This window comes from Polaribacter sp. Asnod1-A03 (assembly GCF_045063585.1).
Lineage (GTDB): Bacteria > Bacteroidota > Bacteroidia > Flavobacteriales > Flavobacteriaceae > Polaribacter.
Genome location: NZ_JBEFOE010000009.1, coordinates 1,065,002 through 1,090,812 on the forward strand (window position 1 = coordinate 1,065,002; position 25,811 = coordinate 1,090,812).

Sequence of the window (25,811 nt, forward strand, 5' to 3'; positions counted from 1 at the left end):
GCTCTGAGTAATTAAACCATAGGCCAATTACATCTAAAATTTAGCTTTTAAAACAACTGGATAACTATCTCCGTTAACTTTAGGCATCTTAATACTTAAACCTTTGTCTGTTTGTTTAAATGAAATTCTTGTGTCATCATAAATCTGAATTAACTTTTTAAGTTTCCCTGGGTTTACTTCACTTAATTTTCCTAATGAAGGAATTAAAAACTCACCACCTTTAGGATTCATTACTATGATATAGAAATCATCTCCTTTTGTTGTGTAACGAACTTCATCATGATCAAAAGCAGGGGTTGCTGTAGTACGCTGGTTAAAATGCTCTCCATGTTTTTGATTTTCAGTAGCATTACGTAATTCGCCTTCTACAGTTTCAACTTCCTCTCCTCTTACACTTCTTCCATCTCCATAAACTTTCCAAGGACGTGTACTGTAAATTGCTTCACCATTAATTTTTAGCCAATCACCTACAATTTTTACACTCTTTTTAATTTCGTGAGGAATTGTTCCATCAGGACTTAATTCCATACTCAACAATAAGTTTCCGTTTTTACTAACGGCTTCAACTAGCATCTCTAAAATAGTACGCGCATTGTGTGTTAGGTGACGGTCTTTTTTGTAAAACCAATCTGTAAACGTAATTTCTGACTGCCATGGAGATTCTCTTAAAGTATTACTACCACCAGATTCTACCTCGTTTACGGTACCTTTTGCTTTTCTTTTTAAAAGCATTACAGCATCTATTTTTCCATTATCTTCTAAACTATTATTGTAAAGTTTACGTGTAACTTCTTTACCATAATCGCCATATGTAAAATTAAATCCATCATTATATAATAAATCTGGTTTGTAATTATTTACTAATTCTAAATGACGTTTTAACCAGTTCTTTTTTATACCTTCAATAATTTCTGGTGTGCGATCTTCTGGAGCAGGACCATATAAATCTTTCGGGTCTAAACCTTCCCACCAAAGTCCTTTACCATCTTCTTTAGTTAAGCGTGCATCATAAGGAACACCAGCATATTTTCCTTCTTTATCAGAACCAAAAGCAGGTTTCCACCAATTTAAAAAACGATCATCATGACTTGTAACTCCAAATTTTAAACCTGCATTGCGGGTTGCTTTTTCAAACTCACCGATAATGTCTTTTTTTGGACCTACGTTTACCGAATTCCAATCATGATGTGTAGAATTAAACAAATCGAAATGATCATGATGATTTGCTAAAGCAACAATATATTTTGCGCCATTTTCTTTTGAGAAATTGATTAATGCTTGTGCGTCAAATTTTTCAGCTTTCCACTCGTTGATTACATCTTTAAATCCGAATTCTGATGGATGACCGTAAGTCTGTAAATGATAAGGATTAGCCATTTTTCCAAATTTTTGACGACCAACATCTTTCATATACATGTGGCGCGCATACCAACCACCACCTTGTTCTGGTTGTGCTTGTGGCCCCCAATGAAACCAAATACCAAACTTAGCATCTCTAAACCATTCTGGACATTCGTATTGGTCTGCAAGTTCATCCCAAGACAATTCTTTTTCTTGTGCTAAAGTAGCATTAGCATTTAATAAAGCTAATACACTAAATATAACCAAGTTTAAAAAAACTGTTTTTGTCTGCTTATTTTTTAAAGATGAAAACATTCTTAAATTACTTTTTAAAATTATAATCCTCTGGATTATCAAAAATTCCAAATTCTTTTTTAGATAAATCCGCAGGATCACCAACTTCTTTTATTAATTTCTCTAACTCTATTGTTAAATCCTCTTTTATACCCTTATAGTTTTTATCATCATAAAGATTTACAAGCTCTAAAGAATCATTTTTAAGATTAAACAATTGGTAGTTATATGTATCTTTCTTAGAACTTACAATCAATTTAAAATCTCCCTTACGAACCGCTCTATGCCCTCCATGATTATTTACTTTTGGTTTATACCCTTCACCTGGCCAAGAATTGTATGCGTAAAACATACTGTTTCTAACTTCTTTTTCATCACCTTTAATAACAGCTGTTAAATCTTCTGTTTGGATAGAATCTGGTATATCAAGACCTGTTAAACCACATAAAGTTGGAAAAATATCATGTAAATATGCTAACGCACCGTTCTTTTCATTTTTAGGAATATTTGGACCTACAAAAACCATTGGAACACTTACACTATGTTCGTAAACATTTTGTTTACCTAATAAACCATGTTGACCTAAAGCCAAACCATTATCTCCCGCTAATACAATGATTGTATTATCTGCTTCACCAGAAGCTTCTAACGCTTTTAAGATTCTACCAATTTGAGTATCGGTAGCAGTAATCATTGCATAATAGTCTGATATTTCTTTTTGAACGATAGCTTTTGTTCTTGGAAATGGAGCTAAAACTTCATCTCTAATATGATCGTCTGCTATTTCAAAAGGATGTTGAGGCTTAAAGTTTTCTGGTACAGCCATCTCTTCTGCAGGATACATATCATGAAATTCTTGTGGAGCTGTACGTGGATCATGCGGTGCTGTAAAAGCAACATACATTAAAAATGGTTTTTCTTCTTTATAAGAGTCTAAAAATCCAACTGCAGCATCAGCAAAAACTTCACTACTGAATTTCTCATCATCTTTATATCCTTCAGACCATCCTGTCTCTGGTGTATAATCTTTAACTTTTGTTCCAAAGTGTCTTGTCATTCCACCTAAAAAAGCAGATTTAACTTTAGTAAAACCTCTTTCTATCCAAGGTTCTCCATTATGTTGTTTTCCTGTAGCAAAAGTTGTGTAACCATTCGATTTAAAATATTCAGGAAATGTTAATTTATCACTCTTACCCTTGTCTTCTTTATTAAAAGCAAATTGAGCATACACATTAGGTTCGATATTAAAATAATGACGACCAGTCATTAACATTGCTCTACTTGGTGAACAAACTGCAGCAGTTGTTGCTCCTAGAATATATGAATTTGTAAATGATGTTCCGTTTTCAACCAATTGATCCATATTTGGTGTCTGCACATTGTATTTGTCCATAGCACCAATAGTTCCACCTCTTTGATCATCTGTAAATAAGAAAAGTATGTTTGGTTGTTTTACTTTCTCCTCTTTCGGTTTTGCTTCTTTACAACCAAATGAAACTAAAGATAAAAATAGAAGACTATAAATTACTTTTTTCGTTATCATTTTAATTCTCTTTTTTTTCCTTTTTTAACATCTTACCAACTTTCTTTAAAATCTTTACAGATTCTTTTGGTACATCACCATTTCCATCAGGCCCAATATTTAATAAAAAGTTACCTCCTTTTCCGTTAATGTCTTTTAATTTCTCATAAACTTCTTCTGGACTTTTCCAGTCTGTATCTTTAATTTTAAAACCCCAAGAATCATTCATTGTATAACATGCTTCCCAATAATAATCTACTTCATTTTCTAAATGAAATTGCTCTGGCGTACCAAAATCTTTTTTAAATATTTTTCTTTTAGCAACTCTATTATTAATTATAATACTTGGCTTTAACTCTCTTATATATTGGTATAAATCTTTACCATCTTCTAAAGTCCACCAATCTACCCAGTCGGCATCAAACCAAATAATGTTAGAATCGTAGTTTACAATTAACTCTTTTATTTGATTTTTTAAATATTGAACGTATTCTTCTTTTCTACCTTCATGCATTTTCATCATACCCCAACCTTTACCTTCTTCTACATATTGAGATCCTTGATGCCAATCTGTGATACTATAATAAGTACCAAAAACAATACCTTGCTTTTTACATTCATCTGCCAATTCTTGGACTAAATCTCGTCCTTTCATAGGTGAATTTGCAATATCAAAATCTGTAAATTCAGAATCCCATAAACAAAAACCTTCGTGATGTTTTGTGGTGATTACTAAATATTTCATCCCTGCTTTTTTTGCTAATTTTACTATTTTGCGAGCATCAAAATCTTCAGGATTCCAAGTATTAATTAGTTTAGCATATTCGTCTGATGGAATGTTTTGATTTCCTTGAATCCACTCTGCATAACGCCCTTTATCATTGCCTTTATAAATACCACCTAACTGACTATATAAACCAAAATGGATAAACATACCGTATTTAGCATCAGAAAACCACTGCATTCTTTGTTTAAAATCTTCTTTAGATTCTTCTAAATAGTTTACTTTATTTTGAGCATAACTCAAATTAATTACGAGTAAGAATAGTAAAGAAAGTATGTGTCTTTTTTTCATTTAATTGATATTTTATATTAGTGTTTGATATTTTTTGCTTCTAAATAATTGTTTAAGTTCTTTTGATTCAACTCATCACTATCACCATATTTAGTTCTCATTTTTTCTAATTGTTGATGCATTTCTTCTTTTACCGAAGCATAATCTGTATTTTCATATACATTGTGCATTTCTGTTGGATCTTTTTCTAAATCATATAACTCCCACTTATCAACATCATAATAAAAATGAATCAACTTAAACTTATCTGTTCTAACACCATAATGACGTTTTACTTTGTGCTCTGCAGGGTATTCATAAAAAGTATAATAAATAGCATCTCTCCATTCACTTGCTTCTCCTTTAACCAATTTCCTTAGAGATTCTCCTTGTATAGATTCATCAATTTTAACACCCGCATAATCTAAAAATGTAGGTGCAAAATCTATATTTTGAACTAACTCATCAATTACAGTACCTGCTTTAATCTCTTTAGGATACTTCATTAAAATAGGAGTTCTAAAAGATTCTTCATACATAAAACGCTTATCAAACCAACCATGTTCACCTAAATAAAAACCTTGATCTGATGTATAAACAACTATCGTATTTTCTTCTAAACCATTTTCTTTTAAATAGTCTAAAACTTCACCTACTCCATCGTCTACAGACTGAATTGTTCTAAGATAATCATGCATATATCTATTATATTTCCAAACTGCTAACTCTTTACCTTCTAAATTTTTAGATTTAAAATCAGCAATAATAGGATCGTAATAAGCATCCCAAGCAGCTTTTTGTTCATCAGTCATTCTATCATACTTTCTTTGGAACATGCCTCTATACTTAGTTTTAAGCTCACCTTCCTTATCAAGCATTTTTAAATCATAAACCAAATCCATGTCTTTGTAAATACTCATTTCTTGTCCAGCAGCAGCTGGTCTACCTTCATAATCATCAAAGAAATTTGCAGGTGGGTCAAAAGTGATACTGTCCATTAAAGTCAAGTATTTTTCTTCTGGCATCCATGTTCTATGTGGTGCTTTTTGATGATACATTAACATAAAAGGTTTTTCTTTATCTCGCTTTTTATCTAACCAATTTAAAGCAATATCTGTAGTTACATTTGTAATATAACCAGGATATGTTTTCTTCTCTCCATTCTCTATAAAGTCTGGCGAATAATACTGACCTTGGCCTGGTAATACATTAGAATAATCAAAACCTTGAGGTAAACCATCTAAATGAATTTTACCAACTAAAGCTGTTTCATATCCATTTTTCTGCAAGTCTTTAGCAAAATTATCTTGATCCCAATTAAACGGACGAATATTATCTACTTTTCCGTTTTTAAAACTATGTTTTCCCGTAAGCATTGCTGCTCTACTTGGTGCACATATTGAGTTATTAACAAACCCTTTATTAAAAATTACTCCTTCGTTTGCTATTCTATCAATATTTGGCGTATTGTTTAAACCATGACCATAAGCACTAATTGCTTGGTAAGCATGATCATCACTCATAATAAATATGATGTTCGGTTTTTTGGCTACAATTTCTTTTTCTTCTTTACAACCAACTAACGTAAATATTGCTAAAAAGCTAAACAGTATAAAGTTCTTTTTATTTAGAATCATGTTTTATTTTTTTACTAAAGTTACTTTATTATTAATAATGCCATCTTACAAAAGCTTCCATTGCTGCGTAATGAGACAATCCTAATTGATCATATAATTCCGCTGTTTCTTTATTTCTGTCTTCTGCTCGTTGCCAAAACTCTCTACTATCAGTTCCTATTAATTTATACAACGAAATAAGATTACACTTATCTTTAGGTTATAAAACACCGAATATGGTATATAAATTATCAGCTTAAAAATAAATTTTAACCTGTAGCCATATTTCAGGACGAGACATTAAAACTGAACATTAATAATAAATGGAATTACCAAAATATCACGAAACTTTTATGCCAATTCTAGAAATACTGAATACGGCTGAAGTTATAAGCAGTAGAGAATTAGCTAGAAAAGTTAGAGATAATTACTATTCAGAACTTCCAAAAGAACTTTTAGACAAAAAGACAAGTTCAGGAGCAAATGTATTGATTGACAGAATACTTTGGGGGAAATCTTATCTAAAAATGGGTAAATTTGTTTCTTATCCCAAGAGAGGTTTAGTTCAAATAGCTGACAAAGGGAAACAAACCTTGATTAGCGGAAAACTTTTATTATCTGACCTTCAAAATGACCCAGATTTTATAAACCACCGTTCCTCGGTGCAAAGTAAAAAGGAAAATCAGTTAGAAATAGAAACAATCGATGTTGACAATGCATCTCCACAAGACTTAATTGACAATGGATTTTCTACTATAGAAACTGAAGTAAAAACAGAACTATTAGATAAATTAAAAGAAATTGACCCATACTTTTTTGAAAAGGTAATTTTAATATTATTAAAAAAAATGGGTTATGGAGATTTTATTGAAACTTCAAAATCAGGAGATGGAGGAATTGATGGAATCATAAACGAGTACAAACTCGGTCTTGAAAAAATATACACTCAAGCGAAAAGATATACAGAAAACAAAGTTCGAGAAAAAGATATTAGAAATTTCATTGGAGCAATGAGTGGAGATACTACGAAAGGAGTATTTATAACAACTTCGACTTTTGATGATGCAGCAATAAAGAAAGCTAGAGAAGCTCATCATTCGATAATATTAATCGATGGTTCAAAACTAGTTGACTTAATGCATCAATATAATGTTGGAATTCAAGTAAAAATAACTTATGAGGTTAAGGAACTTGACAATGACTTTTTCGAAGGAGAATAACTAAGCCCAACACCGTATAAAAATAATTGCTGTTTAGTGCTTAATCAAAGGTCGTTGCGTGTTTGTAACGTCTGATTTTCCTTCGGAAAATCCTCGCATACAAACCCGCAACTATTCTTATACATAAACGTTAGCCACAAGCAGAAAACAATATGAACGAAATCAGAAAGTTTATTGATAATATATCTCCAATGAACGATTCTGATTGGAAATTTTTCTCTTCGAAACTACAAAAAGTGGAGCTTGAAAAAAATGCTATAATATTAGAAATAGGTAAAACTGAAAATTATTTATCCTTTATTTCAAAAGGAATAATCCGACTTTATATTGCAAGAGAAGAATCTGATTTAACTTTCGGCTTTCTTTTTGAAAATGAATTTATTACCGCCTATGACTCTTTTTTAACCCAAAGTCCATCCGAATATCAAATTGAAACTTTGACAGAAACAATCTTGTGGAAAATTTCGAATAACGACTTACAAGAAGTCTATGAAAAAACAAAAAACGGAAATATTATTGGAAGGAAAATGGCTGAAAAAATGTTTCTAATAAAATCAAAAAGAGAGCTTTCCTTATTAAATAAAACAGCCGAAGAACGATATTTGGACTTATTCTCTGACAGACCAAAATTATTACAACAAATTCCTTTAAAATATATTGCCTCATATATTGGGATTACTCCACAAGCCTTGAGTAGAATAAGAAAACGCATTAATTAACTTGGGTTCATTCTTTTTATTTATTCTTTTCTAACCTTTGTATTTCCAAAATTTAGAAAAATATGAAACCATTAATTATACTTCTATTAACTTTTATAATCTGTCTTTTTGTAATTAAGTTTACAAGGAAAGAATATGACTTTGCATTATCTGCAAGGGTTGCAATGTCTATGATGTTAGTGTTTACAGCAATTGGACATTTTGTCTTTACAAAAGGAATGACAATGATGATACCTCAATTTATTCCTTTTAAAGAAAGTTTTGTTTACCTAACAGGAATCTTTGAGGTTTTACTTGCAATAGGTCTTTTAATTCCTAAATTAAAAGTTATATCTGGATGGACATTAATTATTTTCCTTCTCTTAATGTTACCTGCAAATATTTATGCTTCTATAAATAATGTGAATTACCAAAAAGGAACGTTTGATGGAAATGGTCTTGCCTATTTATGGTTTCGAATCCCATTACAAATTCTGTTTATTATTTGGACTTATATTTGTACAATCCGAATTTAATGAAGAAAGCCTGTGGCTAACACCGTATATAATTTATTGCTGGCTTCTTGCCTACTTACGAAAGTCCTCTCGGACTTTCTTGGTTGGTAATTATTTACTAAATTAGTTGCTTGAAACACGCAACAAACCATATACAACAACGTTGTGCCACATTGAACTGAACACACAAAAATGATAGAAAGAAATAAAGAATCAGTAGAAACATATAACAAATCGGCAAGCAATTATCAGGATAAATTTATGAAAATGGATTTATACAATGATACTTTTGATACCTTTTGTGAATTAATTGAACATGAGAATTCTGAAATTCTTGAAATTGCTTCAGGTCCAGGAAACGTAACAAAATATCTACTGAGTAAGAAACCTGATTTAAAAATACTCGGAATTGATTTAGCACCAAATATGGTTGAATTAGCAAAAGAAAATAATCCTAATGCAGATTTTAAAGTTTTTGATTGCAGAGAAATCTCAGAAATCGAAAAAAAATTTGACGGAATTATGTGTGGGTTTTGTATGCCATATCTTTCCAAAGAAGAGTGCGAAAAACTTATTTATGACTCTTCTAAACTCTTAAATGATTCAGGACTCTTATATATTAGTACAATGGAAGATTATTATGAGAAATCTGGTTATGAATTAACTAGTTTTAGTGGAGAAAATAGAGTTTATATTTATTATCATCAAGCGGAATTTTTATCAGAATGCTTGGGGAAATATGGATATGAAATTATTGACTTACAGAGAAAAAAATATCCTGAACCAGATGGAACATTTTTAACCGATATGATATTTATTGCTAGAAAAAAATAAAACAACGATGGCACAACACCGTATAAAAATAATTGCGGTTTAGTGTTTAATCAAAGGTCGTTGCGTGTTTGTAACGTCTGATTTTTCTTCGGAAAATCCTCGCATACAAACCCGCAACTATTCTTATACAATCACGTTGGCATTAATTAAAAAACATATCGGTATTTATAGATTTGTTATATTTGCATTATGAATTTAATAGAAATTAATAAAGCATTATCAAATCAAGTTAGAGTTGACATCTTAAATTGGCTTAAAAAACCAGAAGATAATTTCCCGCCTCATTTAGAGTTAGGTCATTTTGATTTTGGCGTTTGTCTTGTTTTTATTAAAAATAAAGCTAATTTATCACAATCTACAATATCTCAGTATATGTCTCAATTACAAAAATCAGGTCTTGTTACAGCGACAAGACTAGGTAAATGGACATATTTTAAAAGAAATGAACAAAATATTAAAAAATATATTAATCAACTTAATAAAGAACTTTAAGTTTTATACTTACAATTCGACAATTCCCTATTTATAAATTAATAAAAAATGAAAAACAACATTCAAAATAAAATGTTTCTAGAAATTAGAAACAAAGAAATATTTAACCAAGCCCAACAGTATTCATTTGAATATTTAGAAAGTGTTTTTGACCGAAATGTATACCCAACAGAAGAAGCTGTCAAAAACTTGTCGATATTTAACGAAGAACTACCTACTGATTCTACAAATGCTAAAAGTGTATTAGAGCAGTTAAATAAATACGGGAGTCCTGCAACAACAGCAACATTAGGTGGGAGATATTTCGGATTCGTTTGCGGAAGTTCAGTTCCTGTAGGTTTAGCAGCCAAAAACTTAGGAACTTATTGGGATCAAGCACCAGCAATGAATGTTTTATCACCAATAGGAAGTAAACTAGAATCTGTTGTAGAAAAATGGCTCGTAGATTTATTTAATTTACCACCAAACACATCTGCAGGATTTGTAAGCGGAACATCTACAGCTAATCTATGTGGTTTGGCAGCTGCAAGATATCGTATTCTAAAAAGGAATAATTGGGATATAAATGAAAAAGGTCTTAGAGACTCACCTAGAATAAGAATTGTAACAGGAAAACAATCGCATTCAACAGTTTTAAAAGCAATAGGCATATTAGGCTTAGGAACAGAAAACATTGAATGGGTAGACGTAGACAATCAAGGTAGAATTATTCCTGATTTAATTCCTGAATTAGATGAGGATACAATTCTAATTTTGCAAGCGGGTAATGTAAATAGTGGTGCATTTGATAACTTTGAAATCATTTGCAAGAAAGCAAAAACAGCCAATACTTGGGTTCATATCGATGGTGCATTTGGTTTGTGGGCTGAGGCAGTAAATGAATTAAAATATTTAACAAAAGGAATAGGAAATGCTACTTCTTGGGCTGTAGATGGTCACAAAACATTGAACACACCATATGATTGTGGAATCATACTTTGTTCAGACCAAGAAGCTATGACTTCTGCTCTTCATATGTCTGGAAGCTATATTATAGAAAGCACCGAAAGAGACGGAATGTTTTACACACCTGAAATGTCTCGAAGAGCTAGAATAATTGAATTATGGTCAATAATGAAGTATCTAGGGAAAAACGGAATTGACGAAATGATTCTAACTATGAATCAAAGAGCAAAACAATTTGCAGAAGAAATAGAAAAAACAAAAGGTTTTCACGTTGAAAATGATATTGTTTTTAATCAAGTAATTGTTAGATGTGATTCGGACAAAATTACCGAACAGGTTTTAAGTAATATACAAATGTTAAGAGAATGTTGGCTTGGTGGTTCAATGTGGTTTGGGAAAAAAGTTATGAGAGTAAGCATATGCTCTTGGGCTACTACTGAAAACGACATATCTAAATCTGTAAAATCATTTGAAAAGGCGTTAGAATTGGAAATAACTAATGCCAACACCGTATAAAATTAATTGCTGGTTTTTCCCTACTTATGAAAGTCTTCACAGACTTTCTATCTGTGATTTATTTGCTAACTTTAGTGCATAGAACACGCAACTAATCTTATACAAACACGTTAGCAACAAGGCAAAACAAACATCGAGAATATTAAAAATGTTTAGGAATTTATTTAAAAATAGAGCATCAACCAAATATCCAATTGGATTAGGAATGACTGAACTTCCGAAAAGCATTTACAAAGGAAAACAGCCAATAACTAGCAAAGATTTTAAAGTTTTTGTTAATGACCATTTTGCTACGAAAATAAAAGAAATCGGATTTAAAGGTCGTGACTTTAATTATTTCAGAGAACAAGATGACTATATTGAATGTGTAAACTTTTGGACTTATAAAGTTGGTGGAGCAATTCAAGTTGATTTAATGATTAAATTCAAAGGAATTAAATATCCTGACGAAGAAAATGAAATCAAACCAAGATTTGTGAAACAAGAAAATGCGGAATTTATTCGTCGATTATCACCTCATAAAATTTTGAATAATAGTATCAATGTTTGGTTTTGGATTTTTAATGAAAAGCCTGAAAAAAACATCGAAACTGTAAATGATATTTGGAAATTATTTGAGTCTTATGGAATGGATTTTTTTAACGAATTTAAGAACCATCAAAGATATGTCCGAAATGTAGACACTAAAAATTATATGGATTTTCCTGACTTTTATACAAAACGAATTTCTGGAAAATTTAAGATTGGAGTTGTGTATTTTCTTTTTAAATATTGGAAAAAATATGGCGACAATTCAAAAGCGACTGAATTTGCTAAAAGAGGAATTGAAATCGCAACAGAAAAGGAATATTTGGAATATAAAACTGAATTTGAAAAACAGATAAATATATAAAGCCCAGTTGCTAACACCGTATAAAAATAATTGCGGTTTAGTGCTTAATCAAAGGTCGTTGCGTGTTTGTAACGTCTGATTTTCCTTCGGAAAATCAGACGTTACAAACACGCAACTATTCTTATACATAAACGTTGTAAGCAATTATGAAGAAAATTACGAACATATTTATAATATCAATTTTCATTGTTGGATTTTCGAATGCTCAAGATAATCTGAAAAACATTGAATACAGCGAATTGTTGGAGTATAAAATTGACCAAAATCGTTTTGAATTTGGTTGGTTAGATAATGTTTTTAGCGGAATTCCTTGTTTTAGAGATTATACCGAAACTAACTTAAAAACGGAACTTGTCGATTCCGAAACTGACTCGGTTTTCTATAAATCAACAAAATCTGAAAGAAATGGATTAAAGATAATTCCAGAAAACATCAAAATTGATAAAAAGAATAATTCATTTCAAATAAACGGAAAAATTACTGGAGGTTGGGAAAGTGTAATTCCTACAAAATTTCAAATTTATATTGGACACAGAAAAGATACAATTTCAAACATTACTCTTTCACCAAATTTACACGGAGAAATTTACTTTAATGGAAATAAAGTTGACAGTACAATAATCGTAAATACTATTCCAGCCTTCTATATGAATAATTTGAAAAAATTCGAAGCTTATAGAAGCAAAAAAAATGCACAAAATTCTGAATATAAAGAAATGCTATTCTCAATAAAAGGAATAATAGATAAGAAAAGTATTTTAGTTTTTGGACTTTCATCTCGTTATGCTGAAATTTTTGAAATTGGAAAATTAATAAATGAATAAAAAAACTGCTTACAACACCGTATAAACTTTATTGCTGCTTTTGTCTCACTTGGGAAATTCCTTCGGAATTTCGCCGTTCGTGTTTTATTTATTAAATTCACTGCTTAAACCACGCAACAAAGCTTATACAACAACGTTGGCAACTATTACTCACTCAAATCTGAAAAGTAGGAAAATGAAAGATATTTTATTCAAAACAAAACCGAGATTAATACTTTTTGGTGGATTTGTTTCTGGTTTTTTTTTCTTTTTAATTATGGCACTTTTTTGTTTACAAGTTTCGAATGGTGAACATAAAATAATAGGTTATTGTTTTGCTGGAATTTTCACTTTTTTATCAATCGTAGTTTTATATCAATTATTTAAAATTCAGACACTAAAAATATATAAAACAGGAATTCTGATTGAAAAATACTTACTTCCAAAAAGAAGGAATTTAAAACTTGAGGAAGTAAAATCAATAAAACAGAGTGAGGAAAAAATAAGATTTTATTCTGGAGTTAATATGTTTGAAAAAGGATTCTTATTTTATAATCACAAAACTACTATAACATTGAAAGATTCTGAAAAATTTGAACTAATTAGTATTTCTGAAATGGATTTTTATGAATTTGAAAAACTTTTTTTTAAACTTAAAAGAGGGGAAGGAAAAATTAAAAAACCCAAAAGACATTTTTCTTTATTTAGCTATTTACTAGAAAATGGAGGAAGTGTGCTTTTGATTTTATTTATAAATATATTGAATATTGGATTATTAAGTGAAATTATAAAAAAAACAATTGCCTAAACCATTTGAATGAAATTAACTGAAAAAGAATATTACTTTACTGAATTTGAGAAGACAATAAAACAAAATCCAAAATCATTCAAAATAAGTAAAACTAAATCAGGATTTTTTATTTTAAGAAATACAAATAAGTATTTAGATAGTTTTATAATATTTATTTTGACTTTTGGAGTTCCTATAATATGTTTATTTTTTTCAGAAATTAATGTATATCTAATTATTGTTTGGTTTTTAATATTTAGTTGGAGATTTTATCAAATATTAATCAATGAAAACAAAATACTTTTTGACTTTGATGAATCTAAAATAAAGATGGAAAATTCTAATTTTATTGGAAAAACATTTATTGCTAAAAAGGAAATTTATTTTAAAGAAATTTTAAAATCTTCTTTAGAACTTAAAACAAAAACACACTCAAGATATACAAGTATTGCTTATCAATTATATTTGGAGTTTGAGAATGAAAAAAGATTAAAAATGCTGGATTTTAATGAACAAGAAATTGGAAAGAGATTTAAACAACTTATAAATGGAATAATTAAAAAAACAGTTGCCAACACCGTGTAAAATTAATTGCTGGTTTTAGCCAATTTACGAAAGTCCTCGCGGACTTTCTATCTGTGATTTATTTACTAACTTTAGTGCTTAAAACACGCAACTAATCTTACACAACAACGTTGTATGCCATTATGACCCGTCCTGAATAAAGGCTACATAATTTTAAACATTATGTACAAAAATGACAAAGTAATTAGACGGTATTCAGAACCTTTTAAACTAAAAATTCTTGATGAACTCAGTAAAGGTAAACAGCACTATGTACAACACCGTATAAAAATAATCGCGGTTTAGTGCTTAATCAAAGGTCGTTGCGTGTTTGTAACGTCTGATTTTCCTGCGGAAAATCCTCGCATACAAACCCGCAACTATTCTTATACATAAACGTTGTACCTAATTATAAAATGAAAGAAAAGGTAGTTAGATTAAATAAATTTTTAAGAGTTCATAATATTTCTTTAAATCGATTTAATGAAATAGTTTCTCCCTTTAATTTCGGAATTGAATTTCGTCCTACTACCAAAATTAATGAAAGAATTATTGACTTCGTTGAGATTTTTTTAGGAATTGAGGAAAATAAAAGATATCTAATAAATGAAGATGAAAAATTTGATTATTCAAAATCTACTGAAGGAGTTTTAAGAAGGTTAAGGAAAAAACAAATTCAGCCTAAAACTATATTTAAATTTTATTCAAATGATGAAAATGGATTTAATTTGGATGCTCTTAAAAACAAATATTTATACCACAATAGTCATCTATCTTTTAACGACCCTTTTGATTGTAATATCAATTTAGTTTCATTCGAAAGAAATGGAAAACTAAAAAAAACGAATAGAAAAAAGAAAGAGTCTTTTAAAAATAAGTTAAAGAATATTGGTATTTGTTGTTTTACAGGAAACAAAAATTCGATTTTAATGTGGTCTCACTATTCAGATAGTCACAAAGGTTATTGTTTAGAATTTGAAAAAAAAGAAAATGAATTATATCCAATAAATTATATAAAGGATTTTAGCCAAACAAATTATTATGAAAATATAAAGGATTCTGAATTTCATATAACATATAGTAAATCTATTGAATGGAAATATGAGAATGAATATCGTTCTATTGTAAATAACATTGATTCTAAAAACCCAAATTCAAGAAAAATTGAGTTTAATGAGAAACGATTGAAAGCAATTTATTTTGGAGTAAAAGCATCAGATGAACTTAAATTGAAAATAATAGAAATATTAAAAGAAAATTACTCTAATTTTAAAGAAATAGAATTGTATGAAACATATTTAAAGCAAAATACATTTGAAATTGAATCAAAAAAAATTAACTAGGTACAACAACATATATAATTTATTGCTAGCCTAATGCCTACTTACGAAAATCCTCGCGGATTTTCTTTGTCAGAAATTATTTACTAAATTAGGTGCTTAAACCACGCAACAAACCATATATAAACACGTTAGCAGTTATTTGAGAAAAACGATATGACAAATCTTGAAATAATAGGAAAATTAAAAGAATCCACCTTTACAGACGAAGATGGAGAAAAATACCAACTTGAATTTCAAGATGGATTATCTGATTCGGAAATTGAACAACTAAAAGAACAATTCCCAAATAAAAATATTGACAGCGAAATAATCGAAATACTTAAAGAAACGAAAGGTTGGGATGGTTATGGACCTGAAATGGTTTATTTCGACTCAATTGGACAATTCGGATTTTGGGAATTATCCGCAAATTCTCTTACGCTTGGACACGATGGATTTGGAAATCATTGGATTTTGGACTTGAATGATAATGGAAAACCTAATAAAGTATTCTTTGCTTGTCACGACCCAGCAGTATTTGTTGTCCACTCACAAAACTTGAATGAATATCTAAAGCACTTGTTGGAATTTTATGAAAGCCCAGACAAATGCTATATGAATGAAATTCACGAGAAAACAGTTATGACAATTTGGGACGAAAACAACTTGTGTTCATCCAAAACTGAATTTGAAAATAAAAACCCTGAATTTAGAGATTTTCTGAAAAAATTTGACGGAGACGAATGGACTGTTGCTGACTTGAGAAAGGGAAAAAATAAAGATGGTTTTGCTTGGGGAAAGTTTGGTGCGAATCAATTTACGGAAAGACATCCAACCGAATTAGTTTGGGTAATAAAAAATAAGAAAAAAGGCTTTTTATCAAGACTTTTTGGAAAATAAAAACAACTGCTAACACCGTGTATAATTCATTGCTAGTACAGGCTTGCTTACGAAAATCCTCGCGGATTTTCTATTCGGTTTGTATTTGCTAAATTAGTTGCTGAAACACGCAACGAAATGATACACAAACACGTTGTGTGTAATTTAAACTATGAATAAAGAAAACGATTTTGATATTGAAATAATAAGATTACATTGGTTTGAATCTAATTCGAACTCACAATCTGGTTTAAAAAAATTGAAAGAGGAGAACGATTTAGATGCTCATGGAGAAATACTTGTGAAAATTGGTGGAGAAATAATATCTGAACCTAATCTTTCTTTAAGTTTGAGTACAGCTGGGTTATTCCTCATGAGAACTTGTTTTGAGAACTATAATCCAAATCAATACAACAATAAGTTAATACCTCATTGTGGTCATTCGATTTATCCAAGTATGAATAAACCATACAGAGTGAACATTTACGGTTGTGACATAGGTTATGATTGGAATATTTCACACCAAGAAAACATAATTACCCACAAAACATTAAATGGAAACACAAGTGAAATTAAAAAAAATGAATATTTTAAACTCGTAAAAAATATAACAGATAAAATTGAAAATTTTTACAAAAACTCTAAAGCTAAAGAAAAACCAAAAGATGAAACCGAACGAGAAGGATTTGAGCAATTTTGGTTAGAATGGAAAGAACTAAAGAAAAAAATAACTACACACAACAACGTATAAACTTTATTGCTGTTTTTAGCTCACTTAGGAAATTCCTTCGGAATTTCACCGTTCGTGTTTTATTTAGTAAATTCATTGCTTAAACACACAACAAAGCTTATACAAGACCGTTGGCTCACATAAGTCTGAAATTCGGGTCGAATTTCACGCAGCTATCAATAATGAAACTTTTTCTTAAGAAACTGAAAACAATGCTGACTCAAAAAAATTAAATTGTAAACTCCTTTTATCGAAATATTTTAGGTCTTGACAAAAAAGTAACTACGCGAATTGAAGCAGTAGTAACGCTGAATGAAAAGTAACTACCCAAAATCAATTCTTGATACTTTTTTAGAGTTTGATAATTAATTAGTTATTGATAAAACAGTAGCTACGCTGAATAAAAAGTAAGCACCTAAAATTATTCCTCGATACATTTTTAGAAATCTGATAATTAATCAACTTTGGATAAAATTGTAATGTCAATTTTTAAAATGCTCTGTTTAAAATAATTGATACTGTGTTTTTCATCGATAAATTTTAAACCTTGAAAATTGTTAAAATAGAACCTTCTGAACTGTACGTTAAATCATTTCATTGATAATCTCTAGAAAACTGATAAGCTTCTCTCCTACTTATTTTTGTATTGATTTTAAACACTCGAATAATGAATCTCATTGCGGGTAATTTTGAAAGTTGTAATTTCCATAGAAACATTTTTAGTTGAGGAAATTACGTCAGCCAACACCGTTTATAACTTATTGCTAGTTTTTTTATTTACGAAAGTTTATCCTTTTTATTATATTTGGTTAATGACTGACAAACCGCGCTTTTTTTAATCGCAACAAGCCATAAACAAAACCGTTGTAGCTAATTACGAAAAATGAAAAAAATATTATATTTTATATTAATAATTTCTTTGAATTCATTTTCTCAAACAGTTAAAATAGACACTTTACATCTTTATAAAAGTGAGCAAAATACTTCACCATTAGACAAATTAATATACCCAATATTCAAAACAGGAAATAAGAAAATCGATTCTTTGATAAATTTCGATTTAAAAAATAAATATACTTATAATGAAGCTCCTAATTCATCTATAAGTAAAACTTTAAAACAATGGATTGGTGACCAAATAGGTTATATAAATTTTAACATAACTTACAATCGAAATAATATAATATCATTTAATATTGAAACTGAAGGATGCGCTGCATATTGTACTTATTGGAAATCCTATTTCAATTACAATACAAAAACTGGAAAACCTATTAAAATTGATTCGATTTTAAAATTAAATAACTTTAAGCAACAAATTCTTGATAAGAAAAATGAACAATTTGAAAATGAAATAAAACAACTTAAAGAACTACTTAATAAAAAAGATATTGACAAAAATGAATATGATTGGGTATATGAATACTTGAATAAATGTAAGAGTGATGAAGAATTAGAAGATTTTTCTTTAAATGAAAATTACATAGAATTCATTGAAACTTGTTCTCTACCTAATGCTATTAAGAATATGACTCCAGCTATTGAATTAAAATATAAATATAATGACATTAGAGAATATTTGAATTTTGAACTATCAACAAAAGTTGAAAATTACTACAACCATTCTAATCATTTAGAAATAGTTAACATTGATAATGAGAGTATAAAAATTGACTTAATGATTTCCAATGAAAAATGTGCTATGCCTAATTATGAAGGAATATTAACAAAATCTAAAGAAAATATTTATGAAGGTTTTGTATACTCTGATAAAGGAGAAATATTTGAATCAAAGCATCATTTAAAAATTATTAAAAACAATGAAACTATTCAGGTTTCATCAAATGATTCATATGAAAAATGGCAATTAGGTGCCTTTTGTCGAATTGAAGGTAAATACAAAAAAAACTAGCTACAACACCGGCTAAACTTAATGCGGGTTCTGTGCTTTCTCAAAGTTTTGTGTATATTTACTAAGTCGCCAAATCTTGTTGATTTGGCTTTGTGAAACCAAAAGAAACAAAACCAAACAAAAAACTTCGGCTTAGTACAGGTTCGAAAATCTTGGCGATTTTCTTCCCGCACAAAGCCTAGCCAAAACCGTTAGCACCAATTTGAGAACAACGATGAGAACAACAATATTTTTAGTTTTAATTTTAATCGTCTTTTCTTGTCAAAAGAAAAAATCTGAAAAAACTCATAATGCGGAATTGAATACTGAAACGGAAATTATCAAATCCGAAAAATTAGTACTTAACGACACAATTGTTTATTTAAGTGGAGATAATGATTTGGCTCTAATAAAACTGACTTTAATTCCAAATGGAACTTTTGATTTTTATATGAGCATTTATCCGGAACCAATGCAAGACTCTGAACCTGAATCTGACATAATAAACTCAAACGGAACTTGGAACGGAAATAGGAAAACTGTATTGCTGAACTTTGCAGAACGGAAAAAAGACACATTGAATTTAAACGACATTTTTGACTCAAATTATAAAGAAGGAAATGAATTTAAAGTTATCAATAAAAATACGGTTGAGATAGATTATTCTTTGGACAAATTAAATATTTGGGGAATTAGCTGTCACAAATCGGAAAAATAAAAACTGGTGCTAACACCGTATAAAAATAATTGCGGTTTAGCGCTTAATCAAAGTTCGTTGCGTGTTTGTAACGTCTGATTTTCCTTCGGAAAATCCTCGCATACAAACCCGCAACTATTCTTATACATAAACGTTGTGTGTAATGCGAAAAAAAATCCGTTAGAAAAGAATGGCAGGAGAAAAAATAAAAACAAATATTCAATGTCAGAATATTGCACCAATCGAAAACTTAACGAGATTAATTTCTTCAAACTCTCTTAAGATAGGTGTTTTTGCAAATAACGGAAGTGGAAAAACATTTATTAGCAGACTATTTAGACTTACCGAAAATACTAATGAATTACATCTTGAAAATGAAATTAGTCCAACAGATAAATTAATTACAATTGGAAAATCAAATAGTAATTTTTCTTTTTCAATAATTGATAAAAAAGGAATTACACAAGAGGATTTTAAAATTGAATTAAAAAAAGGAGTTATTCCAAATCTTCCTAAAACCAAATACACATATCATACATTTAATCAAGATTATGTTGAAGAAAACATAAGTGCTTTGAGTTATGAAAAAGATAGTGAAATTGAAGGTTTTATTCTTGGAAAAATAAATATTGACCTAAAAGAAGATGAAGAAAAATTATCGAAAATAGAAAAAGAAGGTTCTGAACTAAATGAACAAATAAAGATTGAGACAGAAAAATATGTTGAAGAAAATGTTAGTAATATTCAAAATATAAAAAGATTAGGAGATTATAAAATACTCGAATTTCAAAACATCTTTAACGGAATACAAAAAGATAAATATGATATTTCTAAAACATTCGATGAACTAATTGAAGATTACAACAAAATTAAATCTGTTCCAGAAAACCTAGATGATATAAAACAAATTGAAAAACTAAACCTAGATTTTAAATTATTAAATGAAATAAAAGAAAATTGCCTTAAAGAATATAGTTTAAGTGAGTTAGCAACAGACTTTAAAGATAAAATCAAGGACAAACAACTTTTTGTTGAAACAGGTATTACCTTACTCGATTCTGAAAAAAAAGATTGTCCCTTTTGCGAACAATCTTTGGAAAAAGATGCTTTAAATTTAATAGATAAATACACAACTTACTTAAATGATATTGAAGCAAATACAATAAAGTTATTTAAAGAATACGAATCTTCTCTTGAAAAATACATAATTACACTTACGAACATTGAAATTCAAAATACTAAAAGAATAAATGAATTCAATAAATACAAAACTAAATACATCCCTTAAAGTGAAGAAATAGAATTGAATAGTTTAGATATTGAGTATTTAAGAAGACAAATTGAACTTATAATAGAAAGTGTTCAGGATAAAATAAAAAACATTAATAAATCAATTGATTTAACTGACGAACAACTACAGAGTTTAGAAAAATCAGAAACACTCTTTAATGGAGTTATATCCTCAAACAACGAAGAAATTGAAGCTATTAATAATAAAAAAGATAAAATTGGGGAAGAAAATAAATCCACAAGAAAAGAGATTATTAAATGTGCTTATAATCATCTGATTGATGAACACAAGAACAACATTGAAAGTGTAATAAAATTGAGAGCTCAATGGAAAACATTGAATGATGAAATAAGAAAAAAAAGAGAACAACAAAAAGTAAGTAAAAAAGAAAAAGTAGCTTCGACAATAAAAACAGTTATTAATTACTTTTTTGCTGAAAAGTATACTTTAGATGAAGAAAACTTTAGATTAATATTTGATAAAAATACTCTCGAAAAAGACCAAGCAAAAAATATCTTAAGTGAGGGAGAAAAAAACATTGTTGCATTCGCCTATTTTATCGGAGATACTCACTTAAAAGTTGAAAATGAAGATGATTATCAAAAAATTTTCTTTGTAATTGATGACCCAATTTCAAGTATGGATTTTTCACACGTTTATACTTTATGCGGAGTTATAAGAGATATTTCAAAAATTATAGACAAATTAAAACGTGAAAGATTCCTAATCTTAACGCACAATAATGATTTTATGCGTGTTCTAGCTTCAAATAATATTATTGATAAAAAATTACTTCTCAAAAAAGGAGAACTAATCGACTTCAATAATAATTTAACTGTTCCTTACATAAATCATTTAATGGATATTTATGAAATATGCAGAAAAAATGGAATTCCTACGCATACAACTGCGAACTCAATTAGGCATATAATTGAAACACTAACAAAATTTGAAAAGATTGATGTAACAGGAGAAAGTATTGCCGAATATATCAAAGAAAATATTAAAGACGACACTAAATCATACACATTAATTAATGATTTATCTCACGGAGGTTGGAGAACAGAACAAGCACCAATTACTGATGAGGATTATATTGAAATATGTGAAACAATAGTAAAACATATTGAAATTAAATACATTGGACAAGTTGAATATTGTAAAAAGATATGTAAATAAAGCACTACACACAACACCGTATATAATTTATTGCTGGCTTCTCGCCTACTTACGAAAGTCCTCGCGGACTTTCTTGGTCGGTTATTATTTACTAAATTAGTTGCTTAAACCACGCAACAAACCATATACAAACACGTTAGCAAACATTAAACGAAAAATTTGAAAAGAAAGTTAATAATATTTAGTTTTTTACTTTTTACATTATCTGTAGTATCTCAAAAAAGTGAATTCCAAAATAGTTTTGGAAAAGTGAATACTGAAAATTTAGATTTACTATTATTTGATTTTGAATCTAAAATTCTCAAGAAAAAATACCCAAATCAAAACATACAAAATTCATATAGAAGTTATTTAAAAGATTTTTTTGAGAATAAAATAGAATTGAATAAAGACTTACTTCTAAGTGGTGAAAAAATATTAGAAAAAAATAATTTAAAATTTCACATTTACAATGTAATTGATTCAATTTGGGTTGGAAAATCAGTAATTTCTGAAACTAATGAAAAAGTCTTAATTGCTAAATATAAGCATTTGAACACTAAAGGAGAATTTGATTATATGATTTCAGAAACATCACAAAATGATTTAAATTTAAAATTAGAAATTTCGAAAAAATATAAAAAGGTTAATCTGAATGGGAAATATTTTGAGTCTTTAAAAAAGGCATCTTTAAAATCTGAACTATTAAAACCTTATGTTGAAAATATGAATTTAAGTGGAAGTTTTATGTCTCCATTAATTTTAGCAAATAATATTTTAAACAATAAAGTTGACTTGAATAATTATTTTGTTAAAGTTATTATACTAACGAATATAGTATATAGATAAAACGTTTGCTAACACCGTATAAACTTTATTGCTGGTTTTAGCTCACTTGGGAAATTCCTTCGGAATTTCGCCGTTCGTGTTTTATTTATTAAATTCACTACTTAAACAACGCAACAAAGCTTATACAACAACGTTGGCAATAATTGAATGAAAGAACAGTTCAACCATATAATAAAATCTAAAAACCTTAAAGATATTACTATCGATTTGGTGGAAAAGGTGCTTGATAATAATATTGGTAATGATGTTATCAAAGAAATACCAATATTAAAATCTCTTGTAACTGCTAGAAACGTTTACAATTCATACACAGATAGAATATTTATAAAAAAGGCAATGAACGTCTTACTTGAATTAGGAGATACTAATTGGAAAGAAAGAATTGAATTGACATCAGATTTAGAAGATAAAGATAGTAATGGTTCTGAAAAAATACTAATGGCTATCGATAATTTACAAACTATTGAAAAATGCAAAATATTTGGTCGCTTATGTAAATTAAAAGCTACTGGTGCAATTGATTTACCCGAATTCAAAAGATTAACAAAACTGATTCAAGATGCATACATAAATGATTTAGAATTATTACCTGAATTTTCTAAAAGACTCAAAAAGGAAAGAAAATTTTATGAAGGAAATGATATTTATATGGAGGAGTTTTATCCTCTAATGAGTTTAGGTTTAATTTATCAAGAGCAGAGTGAACAAACACCAATTGAAAAAGTTGAACCAATGAGTTATAAAGATCCTGCACCTTATTACAAAGGAGGAGAAATAGAGACCTTATTCTGTATATCAGATTTAGGTAGATTATTACTATCCTTTTACTATGAGTTAATTCCAAGTGAAAAAGAATAAAATTATGGCATCACAAACCTTGAATGACAGAATAAATAAGTATGCAGAAAAGCTTCATTATGAAAAAAGAGGACATAGTTTTGTTTCTGGTGCTGAATATTATAAATATAAAAAAGTTGCTCACTCTGGAGATATTGAGAAAAAAGACTTCGTAAAAAGCCTAAAAATTAAATTACAAAAATTTGGTAAAATTGGAGATAAATTTAATAAGAGTTCCATTGGTTTCTGTGCAGAAACGGTTTCAGCAAATAGAGTATTAAAAAAATATCCGAAAAATCTTCCCGATATAAAGGTAGGTATAGCTGTTAGACCAAAAACTCTACAAACAGCTAAAAAATGTAAAATTTGTAAAACCCTATTTTAATGTTCTTCTTCTTCGGTCCTGAATACAATTTATTTGAGAACAGTAATTCTCTTGATTTAGATGTCTTTATTTATGATTCATCAAAAATTATTCATATTTCTACAGCTGGAATGAAATTGATTAATTCTTTAGAAGAAATTAATTACTTTTCTTACACCTCTAATCTTAATCAAGTATTGAAATATCGAAGAAAATTTAATAGTGAAAGAAATAATATATTAGAAAGAGATAACATCACTTCCATAGAATCTTATTTTTACTTTTTTGACTTGATGGCTAAAAGAGGGTTTCATTCGTATGATAAAGTAGATATAGATAATTCAGAAGATTATAATTTTCAATTAATATCAAAACCAATATTGAATAGAAAACTGATAATAAATGATAAAATCGAATTAGGTAATTTAGATAGTTTAAGTTCATTCAATTATAATTTGAACTTTATAAGAGCTAAAAAGGATTTCCCAATAGATTTTAAACAATTTAATATTAATGAATATATATAAACAACTATTGCCAACACCATATATAATTTATTGCTAGTTCTAGCCTACTTACGAAAATCCTCGCGGATTTTCTATTCGGTTTTTATTTGCTAAATTAGGTGCTTAAAACATGCAACAAACCATATACAAACACGTTGGCATTAATTACAGAATGAATAAACTCAAAATTATCTTAATATTTACAATTTGCTTGTTGAGTTGCAAAAATGAAACCGAGAATACTAAAATGCAGTTTTTGACAGAAGAAATCCCAAACAAGAAACCGATTGAATTTAAGCAACATTTAATTCCTGAAAACAAACTTATACACAAAGGAATATTTAGTCCTGACTTACAAGAATATTACTATACTATTTCTGATAAAAATTTTGAGCAGTTCGAAATTTTTGTAATAGAAAAAAACCACGAAAACTGGTCTGCACCAAAAAAAGCATTCTTTAACAGCAAGTATAATGAACACGGAATGAGTTTTTCACCGAATGGAAATACTCTTTATTTCAGTTCAACAAGACCTGTTAATATTGATGGAATTGTACAAACTTGGCATATATGGAAATCGGACAAGATTAATGGAAAATGGACTGAACCCGTTTTTGTAGACATTCCTAATTTGAGAGATAAATTAGTTTCTCATCCTACAATTACAAATTCGGAAACTCTATATTTTCACACGAGTAATTTGGATTACAGCGAAATGGACATTTATCATTCAAAAAAAGTGAATGGAAAATTTGAAAATGCAGAAAAAACTACAATTTTGATGAATTCCAAAGTTGGAAAATGCACACCTTATGTTTCATCGAAAGAAGATTATTTGATTTTTGCATCAATTGGAAACGAACTTGATTTAATGATTAGTTATAATGACGGAAAAGGCAATTGGATAAATACTAAAAAACTGAATAATAAAATCAATAGTAAAGGACAAGGAAACCCATATGTAACGCCTGACAATAAATTTCTTTTTTTTACAACAGGAGAACATCTTGAAAAGAATTGGAAAGTGAAATGGGTAAATATAGAATCTGAAATAAAAAACAACTAATGCCAACACCGTATAAAATTAATTGCTGGTTTTAGCCAGTTTACGAAAGTCCTCGCGGACTTTCTATCTGTGATTTATTTGCTAACTTTAGTGCTTAAAACACGCAACTAATCTTATACAACAAC

At 28.9% G+C, this 25,811-nt stretch carries 27 protein-coding genes; 22 read left to right on the plus strand and 5 right to left on the minus strand.

What is annotated here, in order from left to right:
* Positions 1–33: 33 nt before the first annotated feature.
* The 5 genes from ACJJVY_RS05145 to ACJJVY_RS05165 are packed head-to-tail and all read right to left on the minus strand — an operon-like array spanning position 34 to position 6,020.
* Positions 34–1,656: an alpha-L-fucosidase gene (locus ACJJVY_RS05145; RefSeq protein WP_405605855.1), complete on the minus strand. Its 1,623-nt coding sequence runs from the start codon at positions 1,654–1,656 to the stop codon at positions 34–36.
* A gap of 7 nt (positions 1,657–1,663) precedes the next feature.
* The gene (locus ACJJVY_RS05150) at positions 1,664–3,178 is read right to left on the minus strand and encodes a sulfatase-like hydrolase/transferase (RefSeq protein ID WP_405605857.1); all 1,515 of its coding nucleotides are present in this window, start codon (positions 3,176–3,178) and stop codon (positions 1,664–1,666) included.
* A gap of 1 nt (position 3,179) precedes the next feature.
* Positions 3,180–4,232 (minus strand): alpha-L-fucosidase, encoded by a 1,053-nt coding sequence (locus ACJJVY_RS05155; RefSeq protein ID WP_405605859.1) that lies wholly within the window; start codon positions 4,230–4,232, stop codon positions 3,180–3,182.
* A gap of 17 nt (positions 4,233–4,249) precedes the next feature.
* Positions 4,250–5,848: a sulfatase gene (locus ACJJVY_RS05160; RefSeq protein ID WP_405605861.1), complete on the minus strand. Its 1,599-nt coding sequence runs from the start codon at positions 5,846–5,848 to the stop codon at positions 4,250–4,252.
* Between the two features lie 31 nt (positions 5,849–5,879).
* Positions 5,880–6,020: a hypothetical protein gene (locus ACJJVY_RS05165; protein WP_405611701.1), complete on the minus strand. Its 141-nt coding sequence runs from the start codon at positions 6,018–6,020 to the stop codon at positions 5,880–5,882.
* A 130-nt stretch (positions 6,021–6,150) separates the two neighbouring features.
* Between ACJJVY_RS05165 and ACJJVY_RS05170 the strand changes: the two genes are divergently transcribed.
* From ACJJVY_RS05170 to ACJJVY_RS05275, 22 genes are all read left to right on the plus strand, one after another.
* Entirely contained in the window at positions 6,151–7,047 is an 897-nt protein-coding gene (locus ACJJVY_RS05170; RefSeq protein WP_405605863.1) for a restriction endonuclease, read from the plus strand.
* A 152-nt stretch (positions 7,048–7,199) separates the two neighbouring features.
* Positions 7,200–7,766 (plus strand): Crp/Fnr family transcriptional regulator, encoded by a 567-nt coding sequence (locus ACJJVY_RS05175; protein WP_405605865.1) that lies wholly within the window; start codon positions 7,200–7,202, stop codon positions 7,764–7,766.
* Positions 7,767–7,828: 62 nt separating this feature from the next.
* Positions 7,829–8,281 (plus strand): DoxX family protein, encoded by a 453-nt coding sequence (locus ACJJVY_RS05180; RefSeq protein WP_405605867.1) that lies wholly within the window; start codon positions 7,829–7,831, stop codon positions 8,279–8,281.
* A gap of 171 nt (positions 8,282–8,452) precedes the next feature.
* A complete protein-coding gene (locus ACJJVY_RS05185) occupies positions 8,453–9,094 on the plus strand; it encodes a class I SAM-dependent methyltransferase (RefSeq protein ID WP_405605869.1) in 642 nt (213 codons plus the stop codon).
* A 189-nt stretch (positions 9,095–9,283) separates the two neighbouring features.
* Positions 9,284–9,586, plus strand: coding sequence for a helix-turn-helix transcriptional regulator (locus ACJJVY_RS05190; protein ID WP_199269138.1), 303 nt, complete (start codon positions 9,284–9,286; stop codon positions 9,584–9,586).
* Positions 9,587–9,634: 48 nt separating this feature from the next.
* Entirely contained in the window at positions 9,635–11,047 is a 1,413-nt protein-coding gene (locus ACJJVY_RS05195) for a pyridoxal phosphate-dependent decarboxylase family protein (RefSeq protein ID WP_405605871.1), read from the plus strand.
* Between the two features lie 148 nt (positions 11,048–11,195).
* Positions 11,196–11,939: a DUF4304 domain-containing protein gene (locus ACJJVY_RS05200; RefSeq protein WP_405605873.1), complete on the plus strand. Its 744-nt coding sequence runs from the start codon at positions 11,196–11,198 to the stop codon at positions 11,937–11,939.
* Between the two features lie 146 nt (positions 11,940–12,085).
* Positions 12,086–12,763, plus strand: coding sequence for a hypothetical protein (locus tag ACJJVY_RS05205; RefSeq protein WP_405605875.1), 678 nt, complete (start codon positions 12,086–12,088; stop codon positions 12,761–12,763).
* A 175-nt stretch (positions 12,764–12,938) separates the two neighbouring features.
* Positions 12,939–13,550: a hypothetical protein gene (locus tag ACJJVY_RS05210; RefSeq protein ID WP_405605877.1), complete on the plus strand. Its 612-nt coding sequence runs from the start codon at positions 12,939–12,941 to the stop codon at positions 13,548–13,550.
* A gap of 9 nt (positions 13,551–13,559) precedes the next feature.
* Entirely contained in the window at positions 13,560–14,117 is a 558-nt protein-coding gene (locus tag ACJJVY_RS05215; RefSeq protein ID WP_405605879.1) for a hypothetical protein, read from the plus strand.
* Positions 14,118–14,512: 395 nt separating this feature from the next.
* Positions 14,513–15,439 carry a DUF2971 domain-containing protein gene (locus ACJJVY_RS05220; RefSeq protein WP_405605881.1) on the plus strand — a complete coding sequence of 309 codons (927 nt, stop codon included), beginning with the start codon at positions 14,513–14,515 and terminating at the stop codon, positions 15,437–15,439.
* Positions 15,440–15,592: 153 nt separating this feature from the next.
* A complete protein-coding gene (locus tag ACJJVY_RS05225; RefSeq protein ID WP_405605883.1) occupies positions 15,593–16,318 on the plus strand; it encodes an SMI1/KNR4 family protein in 726 nt (241 codons plus the stop codon).
* A 151-nt stretch (positions 16,319–16,469) separates the two neighbouring features.
* Positions 16,470–17,048, plus strand: coding sequence for a hypothetical protein (locus tag ACJJVY_RS05230; protein ID WP_405605885.1), 579 nt, complete (start codon positions 16,470–16,472; stop codon positions 17,046–17,048).
* 862 nt (positions 17,049–17,910) lie between these two features.
* Complete coding sequence (locus ACJJVY_RS05235) at positions 17,911–18,939, plus strand: hypothetical protein (protein ID WP_405605887.1); 1,029 nt, start codon at positions 17,911–17,913, stop codon at positions 18,937–18,939.
* A 214-nt stretch (positions 18,940–19,153) separates the two neighbouring features.
* The gene (locus ACJJVY_RS05240; protein ID WP_405605889.1) at positions 19,154–19,636 is read left to right on the plus strand and encodes a hypothetical protein; all 483 of its coding nucleotides are present in this window, start codon (positions 19,154–19,156) and stop codon (positions 19,634–19,636) included.
* A gap of 169 nt (positions 19,637–19,805) precedes the next feature.
* Complete coding sequence (locus ACJJVY_RS05245; protein WP_405605891.1) at positions 19,806–20,903, plus strand: hypothetical protein; 1,098 nt, start codon at positions 19,806–19,808, stop codon at positions 20,901–20,903.
* A gap of 15 nt (positions 20,904–20,918) precedes the next feature.
* Entirely contained in the window at positions 20,919–22,085 is a 1,167-nt protein-coding gene (locus tag ACJJVY_RS05250) for an AAA family ATPase (RefSeq protein ID WP_405605893.1), read from the plus strand.
* A gap of 159 nt (positions 22,086–22,244) precedes the next feature.
* On the plus strand, positions 22,245–22,913 hold the full coding sequence (locus ACJJVY_RS05255) for a hypothetical protein (protein WP_405605895.1): 669 nt from the start codon (positions 22,245–22,247) through the stop codon (positions 22,911–22,913).
* A 147-nt stretch (positions 22,914–23,060) separates the two neighbouring features.
* The gene (locus ACJJVY_RS05260) at positions 23,061–23,771 is read left to right on the plus strand and encodes a hypothetical protein (protein WP_405605897.1); all 711 of its coding nucleotides are present in this window, start codon (positions 23,061–23,063) and stop codon (positions 23,769–23,771) included.
* Positions 23,758–24,135, plus strand: a complete 378-nt coding sequence (locus ACJJVY_RS05265; protein ID WP_405605899.1) for a hypothetical protein — start codon at positions 23,758–23,760, stop codon at positions 24,133–24,135. The genes ACJJVY_RS05260 and ACJJVY_RS05265 overlap by 14 nt, the downstream gene beginning before the upstream one ends.
* A complete protein-coding gene (locus tag ACJJVY_RS05270) occupies positions 24,135–24,641 on the plus strand; it encodes a hypothetical protein (protein ID WP_405605901.1) in 507 nt (168 codons plus the stop codon). Before ACJJVY_RS05265 ends, ACJJVY_RS05270 begins: the two co-directional genes overlap by 1 nt.
* A gap of 235 nt (positions 24,642–24,876) precedes the next feature.
* Positions 24,877–25,686 (plus strand): hypothetical protein, encoded by an 810-nt coding sequence (locus ACJJVY_RS05275; protein ID WP_405605903.1) that lies wholly within the window; start codon positions 24,877–24,879, stop codon positions 25,684–25,686.
* Positions 25,687–25,811 lie beyond the last annotated feature (125 nt).

Excerpts from the sequence above, each read along its gene's own strand:
- ACJJVY_RS05200 (WP_405605873.1), top strand. The coding sequence starts at position 11,196 with ATGTTTAGGAATTTATTTAAAAATAGAGCATCAACCAAATATCCAATT.
- ACJJVY_RS05215 (WP_405605879.1), top strand. The coding sequence starts at position 13,560 with ATGAAATTAACTGAAAAAGAATATTACTTTACTGAATTTGAGAAGACA.
- ACJJVY_RS05225 (WP_405605883.1), top strand. The coding sequence starts at position 15,593 with ATGACAAATCTTGAAATAATAGGAAAATTAAAAGAATCCACCTTTACA.
- ACJJVY_RS05270 (WP_405605901.1), top strand. The coding sequence starts at position 24,135 with ATGTTCTTCTTCTTCGGTCCTGAATACAATTTATTTGAGAACAGTAAT.
- ACJJVY_RS05220 (WP_405605881.1), top strand. The coding sequence starts at position 14,513 with ATGAAAGAAAAGGTAGTTAGATTAAATAAATTTTTAAGAGTTCATAAT.
- ACJJVY_RS05180 (WP_405605867.1), top strand. The coding sequence starts at position 7,829 with ATGAAACCATTAATTATACTTCTATTAACTTTTATAATCTGTCTTTTT.
- ACJJVY_RS05150 (WP_405605857.1), bottom strand. The coding sequence starts at position 3,178 with ATGATAACGAAAAAAGTAATTTATAGTCTTCTATTTTTATCTTTAGTT.
- ACJJVY_RS05160 (WP_405605861.1), bottom strand. The coding sequence starts at position 5,848 with ATGATTCTAAATAAAAAGAACTTTATACTGTTTAGCTTTTTAGCAATA.
- ACJJVY_RS05175 (WP_405605865.1), top strand. The coding sequence starts at position 7,200 with ATGAACGAAATCAGAAAGTTTATTGATAATATATCTCCAATGAACGAT.
- ACJJVY_RS05205 (WP_405605875.1), top strand. The coding sequence starts at position 12,086 with ATGAAGAAAATTACGAACATATTTATAATATCAATTTTCATTGTTGGA.
- ACJJVY_RS05235 (WP_405605887.1), top strand. The coding sequence starts at position 17,911 with ATGAAAAAAATATTATATTTTATATTAATAATTTCTTTGAATTCATTT.
- ACJJVY_RS05240 (WP_405605889.1), top strand. The coding sequence starts at position 19,154 with ATGAGAACAACAATATTTTTAGTTTTAATTTTAATCGTCTTTTCTTGT.
- ACJJVY_RS05230 (WP_405605885.1), top strand. The coding sequence starts at position 16,470 with ATGAATAAAGAAAACGATTTTGATATTGAAATAATAAGATTACATTGG.
- ACJJVY_RS05170 (WP_405605863.1), top strand. The coding sequence starts at position 6,151 with ATGGAATTACCAAAATATCACGAAACTTTTATGCCAATTCTAGAAATA.
- ACJJVY_RS05190 (WP_199269138.1), top strand. The coding sequence starts at position 9,284 with ATGAATTTAATAGAAATTAATAAAGCATTATCAAATCAAGTTAGAGTT.
- ACJJVY_RS05155 (WP_405605859.1), bottom strand. The coding sequence starts at position 4,232 with ATGAAAAAAAGACACATACTTTCTTTACTATTCTTACTCGTAATTAAT.
- ACJJVY_RS05245 (WP_405605891.1), top strand. The coding sequence starts at position 19,806 with ATGGCAGGAGAAAAAATAAAAACAAATATTCAATGTCAGAATATTGCA.
- ACJJVY_RS05195 (WP_405605871.1), top strand. The coding sequence starts at position 9,635 with ATGAAAAACAACATTCAAAATAAAATGTTTCTAGAAATTAGAAACAAA.
- ACJJVY_RS05210 (WP_405605877.1), top strand. The coding sequence starts at position 12,939 with ATGAAAGATATTTTATTCAAAACAAAACCGAGATTAATACTTTTTGGT.
- ACJJVY_RS05185 (WP_405605869.1), top strand. The coding sequence starts at position 8,453 with ATGATAGAAAGAAATAAAGAATCAGTAGAAACATATAACAAATCGGCA.
- ACJJVY_RS05145 (WP_405605855.1), bottom strand. The coding sequence starts at position 1,656 with ATGTTTTCATCTTTAAAAAATAAGCAGACAAAAACAGTTTTTTTAAAC.
- ACJJVY_RS05260 (WP_405605897.1), top strand. The coding sequence starts at position 23,061 with ATGAAAGAACAGTTCAACCATATAATAAAATCTAAAAACCTTAAAGAT.